The sequence below is a fragment of the Kitasatospora sp. NPDC057692 genome (assembly GCF_042799475.1).
In the GTDB taxonomy this organism is placed as follows: domain Bacteria; phylum Actinomycetota; class Actinomycetes; order Streptomycetales; family Streptomycetaceae; genus Kitasatospora.
In genome coordinates, this window is sequence record NZ_JBHVIV010000096.1 from 23,693 (window position 1) to 30,742 (window position 7,050).

5 protein-coding genes are annotated in these 7,050 nt (G+C 73.3%); 3 read left to right on the top strand and 2 right to left on the bottom strand.

Going from position 1 to position 7,050, the window contains the following annotated elements; all coding sequences use genetic code 11:
• Positions 1-103: 103 nt before the first annotated feature.
• The gene (locus ACFVFS_RS35070) at positions 104-2,362 is read left to right on the top strand and encodes an ATP-binding protein (protein WP_380628929.1); all 2,259 of its coding nucleotides are present in this window, start codon (positions 104-106) and stop codon (positions 2,360-2,362) included.
• A 212-nt stretch (positions 2,363-2,574) separates the two neighbouring features.
• Positions 2,575-3,930: a M28 family metallopeptidase gene (locus ACFVFS_RS35075; RefSeq protein ID WP_380628930.1), complete on the top strand. Its 1,356-nt coding sequence runs from the start codon at positions 2,575-2,577 to the stop codon at positions 3,928-3,930.
• Positions 3,931-4,008: 78 nt separating this feature from the next.
• On the opposite strand, the gene ACFVFS_RS35080 is transcribed toward ACFVFS_RS35075, so the two are convergent.
• Together ACFVFS_RS35080 and ACFVFS_RS35085 are read right to left on the bottom strand one after the other, a co-directional pair.
• Entirely contained in the window at positions 4,009-5,709 is a 1,701-nt protein-coding gene (locus ACFVFS_RS35080) for an acyl-CoA dehydrogenase family protein (RefSeq protein WP_380628931.1), read from the bottom strand.
• Between the two features lie 78 nt (positions 5,710-5,787).
• Entirely contained in the window at positions 5,788-6,372 is a 585-nt protein-coding gene (locus ACFVFS_RS35085) for a PadR family transcriptional regulator (protein WP_380628932.1), read from the bottom strand.
• A gap of 204 nt (positions 6,373-6,576) precedes the next feature.
• On the opposite strand from ACFVFS_RS35085, the gene ACFVFS_RS35090 reads away from it, so the two are divergent.
• Complete coding sequence (locus ACFVFS_RS35090) at positions 6,577-7,047, top strand: SPW repeat protein (protein ID WP_380628933.1); 471 nt, start codon at positions 6,577-6,579, stop codon at positions 7,045-7,047.
• The last annotated feature ends 3 nt before the right edge of the window (positions 7,048-7,050 follow it).

Sequence of the window (7,050 nt, forward strand, 5' to 3'; positions counted from 1 at the left end):
CACCCCGCCGCCACCCCGCAGCCCCGGGCCGGGGCCGGGACCGGACCGTCGTCCCGCGCCGCCGGGACGGCAGGACCCGCAGGATGCGGGGGAGGAGGCCCTCATGAGCGAACCGGCCGCGACCCAGGCCACCACCACCCCGGCCCGGCACACCGCCGGGCCGGCCACCCGGCCCGCCCGCCCGCACGGCCCGGCGGGACCGCCCGCACCGTCGGCGTTCCCGCCGCGCGCCGCGGCCGCGCCCCGGCGCGCCGTCCTCGGCCCGGCGGCCTGGGCCTGCAGCGCGACCCTGCTCAGCGGGCTCGGCTGGGTCCTGCTCGCCGTCACCCACCCGGACGCGCCCTGGGCCGCCCCGTTCTACCTCCACGACGGCGAGACCGTCCTCCTCGGCTTCGCCTTCGCGCTCTCCGGGCTGCTCATCCTCGCCCACCGCGCCGCGCCCGGCCCCGACGGAACCGCCGCTGGCCCCGCCGCCGGACCGCCCGCCGGCCGCAGCCTCGGCCGGTGCCTGCTCGCCGCCGGGCTCCTCGGCTGCCTCTCCCGCTTCGCCCTCCTCGCCGGCGCGGTCGCCGGCGCCGGCCCCGCCGGGAAGGCCCTCGGTACGGCGCTGCTGCTCGTCTCCGTCGCCCTGTTCATCTTCGTCTCCCTCGCGCTGCCGCTCTGGCTGCCCGAGGGCCGGCTGCCCGGCGGACCGGGCCGCGCCTACGTCGCGGCCATCGCCCTCTGGAGCGCCGTCCACGCGTGCGCCGTCCGCCTGCGCAGCCCGCTGCCCTACCACGGCGACATCCTGGTGCCGCCCGGGAGCGGGCTGCCGCTGGACGAGTGGCACGCCACCCTGGTCGCCTGGGGCCTGGTCGTCACCAGCCTCGCCGTCGCCGCCGTCCGCTGGCGGCGCTCCGCCCGCCCGCACCGCAGCGTCACCGCGGTCCTGGTGCCCTACCTGGTCTGGCTGGTCACCACCAACATCGCGCTGCGGCTCGGCAGCTCGGAGAGCGTCGCGGCGGTCGCCTACTTCGCCGGCTCCGCGCTGTGGATGCTCGGCGCGGTCGGCTACGCCTTCACCCGGGACCGCTCCCGCTACCTCGACCGGGCGACCCGCCGGATGCTCAGCGTCCTCGCCCTCACCGCCGTGCTGATCGCCGGCTACCTCGGTATCGCGCTGCTGCTGCGCCGCGCCCTGCCCGCGGCCAGCAGCGCGCCCGCGCAACTTCTCGCCGCCGGGGCGCTGGCCATCGGCGGGCTCCTCGGACCCACCACCCGGTGGGTGGTGCGGGCCGTCGACCGCTTCTACTACGGCGACCGGGCCCGCCCCTACCAGGTGGTGCGGGCGCTCGCCGAGCGGCTGAGCCGTGCCGTCAGCCCCGCCGACGCGCCGCCCCTGCTCTGCGACACCGTGGTCAACGCCCTCGGCCTGCCCGGCGCCCGGGTCGTCCTGCACACCCGCACCGGGCCGCACGAAGCCGCCGCCGTCGGGACCCTCGGACCGGCCAGCCAGGTGTTCCCGCTCAGCTACGAGGGCGCGGTGATCGGCGACCTGTACGCGCCGCCGCGCACCGGGCAGCCCGAACTGGACGCGCAGGACCACGAGGTGCTGCGCTTCCTCGCCGACCAGGCCGCGCCCGCGATCGCCTCGCTGCGCATGTACGAGGAACTGCAGCGCGGACGGCGGCAGATCGTGCTCGCCCGCGAGGAGGAGCGCCGGCGCCTGCGGCACGACCTGCACGACGGCCTCGGGCCCACCCTCTCGGGCCTGCGGCTCGGCGTCGACACCGTGCGGACCACGGTGCCCGAGGGCTCCCCGGCGGCCCGCTCGCTGGTCGCGGTGTCGGCCGGGATCGGGCAGGCGATCGACGAACTGCGTCGGATCACCGAGGGGCTGGCGCCCGCCGCGCTGGCGGGGGAGGGGCTCGCGGTGGCGCTGCGGCGGCTGGTCGCCGAGCTGGACGGGCCTCGGGTGCGGATCTCGCTGGTGCTGGACCCGGATCCGCCGCCCGTGCTGCCGGCCGCCGTCGAGGTGGCGGCGCTGCGGATCAGCGGCGAGGCGCTGCACAATGTGCTGCGCCACTCGGGGGCGGGCCGGGCCCGGCTGACGCTGCGGGTGCGGCCTGAGGCGGTGGTGGTGGAGATCTGGGACGACGGCTGCGGTTTCCCGGCCGGTCCGGTGGAGGGCTGGGACGGGAGCGGGACGGCGCGACGGGCCGGTTCGGGCGTGGGGCTGCGCTCGATGGCCGAGCGGGCCGAGGAGCTGGGCGGCCGGTTCGCGACGGGCAACCACGACGGCGGCGCCGTCGTCCGCGCGGTGCTGCCCCGCACCCCTGAGCAGCCCCGGGTCGACGACCGACCGCTGACAGCTGACGACTGACAGATATCAGCTGACAGATAACGGATGACAGATTTCAGATTCTGTCAGCTGTCACCTGCCCGCCGCCCCTTGACGGACACCCGGCTTCCCCCAATCATCATGGTCGCGTCAACTTTTCGGCGCGGCCGGCGGCCCCACACCCCCTCAACATCCCTCCGCCGCCCGTGAGGTGACGCGCTTCCGTTCTGCCCCACCGGATACCGGAGCCCCCATTGACCGAGCGCGCCCCGCGGCGATCCCGCCTGCGCCGATCCGCCCTGTCCGCCGCTGCCGCCGTCACCCTCGCGGCCGCCTTCCTCGTCCCCGCCGCCTCGGCGGCCCCCGCGCCTCCCGCGGCGCCCCCGGCCCCCGCCGCACCGGCGACGGCCGCCGCCCCCGACATCCCGGTCGCCAACGTCAAGGCGCACCTGGCCCAGCTCCAGTCCATAGCCACCGCCAACGGCGGCAACCGGGCCCACGGCCGCACCGGCTACAAGGCCTCGATCGACTACGTGAAGAGCAAGCTGGACGCGGCCGGCTACACCACCTCGCTGAAGACCTTCAGCTACAACGGCTCGACCGGCTACAACCTCATCGCCGACTGGCCCGGCGGCGACACCTCGCACGTCGTGATGGCCGGCGCCCACCTCGACTCCGTCACCGGCGGGCCGGGCATCAACGACAACGGCTCCGGCTCGGCCGGCGTCCTGGAGACCGCGCTCGCCGTCTCGCGGGCCGGCCTCCAGCCCACCAAGCACCTGCGGTTCGGCTGGTGGGGCGCCGAGGAGTACGGCATGGTCGGCTCCAAGAACTACGTCAACAGCCTTGCCGCCACCGAGCGTTCGAAGATCGAGACCTACCTCAACTTCGACATGATCGGCTCGCCCAACCCCGGCTACTTCACCTACCGCTACGACAGCGCGCTCGACGCCCTGTTCCGCGACTACTTCGCCGGCCTCGGCATCAGCACCGAGCAGGACTTCGAGGGCGACGGCCGCTCCGACCACGCCCCGTTCCAGAACGCCGGCATCCGGGTCGGCGGACTGTTCAGCGGCGCCGACTACACCAAGACCAGCGCCCAGGCGGCGAAGTGGGGCGGAACGGCGGGCCAGCCCTTCGACCGCTGCTACCACTCCTCCTGCGACACCAGCGCCAACATCAACGACACCGCGCTGGACCGGATGAGCGACGCCATCGCCTACGCCGTCTGGACCCTCGCCGCCGGCTCCACCACCCCGCCCACCGGCACCGTCTTCGAGAACACCGCCGACGTCCAGATCCCCGACAACGGCTCGGCCGTGACCTCCGACGTGACCGTCACCGGCCGCACCGGCAACGCCCCGGCGGCGCTCCAGGTCGGCGTGGACATCAAGCACACCTACCGCGGCGACCTCGTCATCGACCTGGTCGCGCCGAACGGCACCGCCTTCCGCCTCAAGTCCAGCAGCAGCGACTCCGCGCCGAACGTGCAGACCACGTACACCGTGAACGCCTCCGCCGTGCCGGCCAACGGCACCTGGAAGCTCAAGGTCCAGGACGTGGGCCCGCAGGACGTCGGCTACATCGACAGCTGGAAGCTCACCTTCTGACCCCCGCCGGCGAGAAGCCGGACGCGGGAAAGGCCCCGGGGGCGCCGGTCCGCCGGCCGGCACCCCCGGAGGTCCCTCCTACGGGGCCATCTCGTAGGCGCCCGAGAGCGCCTCGACCATGCCCCACACCTTCGCCGCCCGCGCCGCGTCCGCGACCGGGCGGCGCACGTGCGCCAGCGCCCACGCCGCCTGGGCCCCGCTGGTGGACGCCTTGCCGTGCAGCTCGGTGGCGTGCGCGGAGAAGTCCCGCACCAGCGCGTCGAAGACCTGGTCCAGCAGGTCCGCGTCCAGCCCGGTGAGCGCCGCCTGCTCCAGCACCAGCTGGCCGTAGACGATCAGCGCGAACAGCTGGCCGATCTCCAGCAGGAAGTCCAGGTCCGCCTGCTGCTCCGCGCTCGGCGCGTGGCTGAGCAGCAACTCGCAGAAGCCGTCGGCCTGTTCGCGGAAGCGGGCGACGTTCGGCAGGTGCCCGTGCGCGTCGTAGGCGGCCCGCCAGTCGTGGAAGCGGATCGCGCCGAGACCGCGGGCCGGGCCCTGCCGGAACAGGGACGCGTCGTCGGCGGCGTCCTGCCGGGTCGGCACCGGGGCGTACTCGGCCGGGTCGAACAGGTAGTTGGCCATGAACTTGAGGATCAGCGCCAGGTTGACGTGGACGGTGCCCTCCAGCTTCGGCAGGCCGCGGATGTCCTTGGCGGCCTTGTCGAAGTAGGTGTCCGCCTCGAAGCCCTTGGCCGCGATGACGTCCCACATCAGGTCGATGACCTTCTCGCCCTCGGTGGTGACCTTCATCTTGGTCATCGGGTTGAAGAGCAGGTAGCGGCGGTCCTCGGGGGAGGCGGTGCGGAAGTAGTCCACCGAGCGGGCGGAGAACAGCTTCATCGCCACCAGCCGCGCGTAGGCGTCGGTCAACTCCCGGCGCACGTGCGGGAAGTCGGTGACCTTCCGGCCGTACAGCACCCGGTTGTGGGCGTGCGTGACGGCCTCGTACATCGCGTGCTCGCAGATGCCGACGGAGGCCGTGCACAGGTTGAACTTGCCGACGTTGACGGTGTTCAGGGCGGCGTCGAAGGCGGCCTTGCCGGTGTGCAGCACGTCCTCGGCGCGGACCGGGTACTCCTCCAGCCGGAACTCGCTGACGTACATCTGGGCGTTCACCACGTTCTTCACCAGGTGGTACGCCTCGTGGCGGCTGTCGGCGGCGAAGAAGACGTAGCCCTCCGGCCCCTCGACGTCCGAGCGGCGGCCGAACACCGAGACCAGGCCGGCGACGTTGCCGTTGCCGATGTAGTACTTGGAGCCGGTGGCGGTGAAGCCGCCCTCGCCGTCCGGGGTGAGGATCATGTCGGTCGAGTAGATGTCGGCGCCGTGGCCCCGCTCGGAGAGGCCGAACGCCATCACGTGGCCCTCCGTCAGGAGGCGTGCGGCACGCGCCCGGACGGCCTCGTTCTCGCTCTGCCACACCGGGCCCAGGCCCAGGATGGTGACCTGCCAGGTGTACCAGTAGCCGAGGCCGTAGAAGCCGAGGATCTCGTTCAGCTCGGCGATCCGGGAGGTGTCCCAGCGCTTGGCCGGGTCGGCCGAGGAGGGCGTCAGGAACTCGGCGAACAGGCCTTCCTTCGCGGCGAATTCGAGGAAGTCGGCGTACCAGGCACGGTCGATGTAGGTGTCGACCAGCGCCTTCTTGCCGCGCGATTCGAACCAGTCCACGGTCGCGCGCAGCAGTCGGCGGGTCGGCTCGTCGTACTGTGCGGGGTCGTAGGTGCGCGGGTTGAAGAGCATCGCGGGCTCCCGGGGGTCGAGGGTGAGGGTGAGGGCGGGTGGAAGGGGGGAGAGAGGGGCGGGAGGGGCGGGCGGTGGTCAGCGGTCGGATCCGGGGTCGGTGGCGGCCCGGTCGTCGGCCAACTCGCGCAGGGTGGCGAGCACTTCGTCGAGCCAGGCGAGCGTCATCCGCTCGTACTCGATGCCGCCGCGCAGCACCACGTGCTGGAGCCGCTCCCCGGCGTCGAGCGCGCCCGGCGTCCCGGCGGCCGGGAAGTCGCGCCGCTCGCCGTGCAGGTAGCGGGCGAGCAGGGCGGCGTGGCCCTCCCGGTGGCGCTCGACCTCGGGGATCAGCGCGGCCGGGTCGTCGAAGGCGGCGGCCCGGATCCGGACGGCCAGCTCGTGGCGGACGGTCTCCGGTTCGACGGGCTCGCGCAGCCAGCCGGCGAGCGCCTCGCGCCCGGGCGGGGCCGCCGAGTACACCTTCTTGTCCGGCCGGCCGTCCTGGGCGACCTCCTCGGCGCGGACCCAGCCGTCCGCCTCCATCCGCCGCAGCACCCGGTAGATCTGCTGGTGGGTGGCGGTCCAGAAGCGGCCGATGGACCGGTCGAAGCGCCGGGCCAGTTCGTAGCCGGAGCCGGGTCGCTCCAGCAGCGAGACGAGGATCGCGTGCTCCAGTGCCATGACCGGCATCCTGCTATGCAACGAGTTGCATAGGCAAGGGCGGCAGGCGGCGGTGAGACGGAGGTCACCCGTACCGTCACCGCCGGGTGTCGGAGTGGGTGCGGAAGAGTAGTCGCCCGGGGCAAAAGGTGCAAAACAGGCGAACGGCGCCAGAATGGTACTGGGCTAGAGCCCTCCATGTTCGAAACCTAGGAGGTGGTATCGGTGTCGACCCAAGCGCCGATGGGCATGGAGCACCATCCGGACATCGTCGAACTCCGGGAGCACTACGAGCGGGTCACGCTGACCCCGCGGGCCCAGGGCGTCGAAGCCCTGGCCGTTCTGGCCGGTCTGTTCCTGGCGGCCTCGCCGTGGATCGTCGGCTTCACCGCGTTCAGCACGCTGACCGTCACCTGCCTGATCGTCGGCATCGCCTACTGCGTGCTGATGGCCGGCTACGGCTCGGCGTACGAGCGCACCCACGCACGGGCCTGGGCGGCCACCCTGCTCGGCGCGTGGACGATCATCTCCCCGTGGGTCGTCTCGGGTGAGGTCGATCGGGGCAAGAACATCGTCACCTGCCTGGTCACGGGCGCCGTGATGTTCCTGCTGGGGCTGGCCGCCATCTCGATGGCCACGATGACGTCGAACGGAGCAGCGATGCGGCGCGGCCGGGCCGGCCGCGCCAGGGGCTGACGG

What these genes read in the sequence shown, in the direction of transcription:
- ACFVFS_RS35070 (WP_380628929.1), top strand. Translation starts at nt 104, where the DNA reads ATGAGCGAACCGGCCGCGACCCAGGCCACCACCACCCCGGCCCGGCAC.
- ACFVFS_RS35085 (WP_380628932.1), bottom strand. Translation starts at nt 6,372, where the DNA reads ATGGCACTGGAGCACGCGATCCTCGTCTCGCTGCTGGAGCGACCCGGC.
- ACFVFS_RS35080 (WP_380628931.1), bottom strand. Translation starts at nt 5,709, where the DNA reads ATGCTCTTCAACCCGCGCACCTACGACCCCGCACAGTACGACGAGCCG.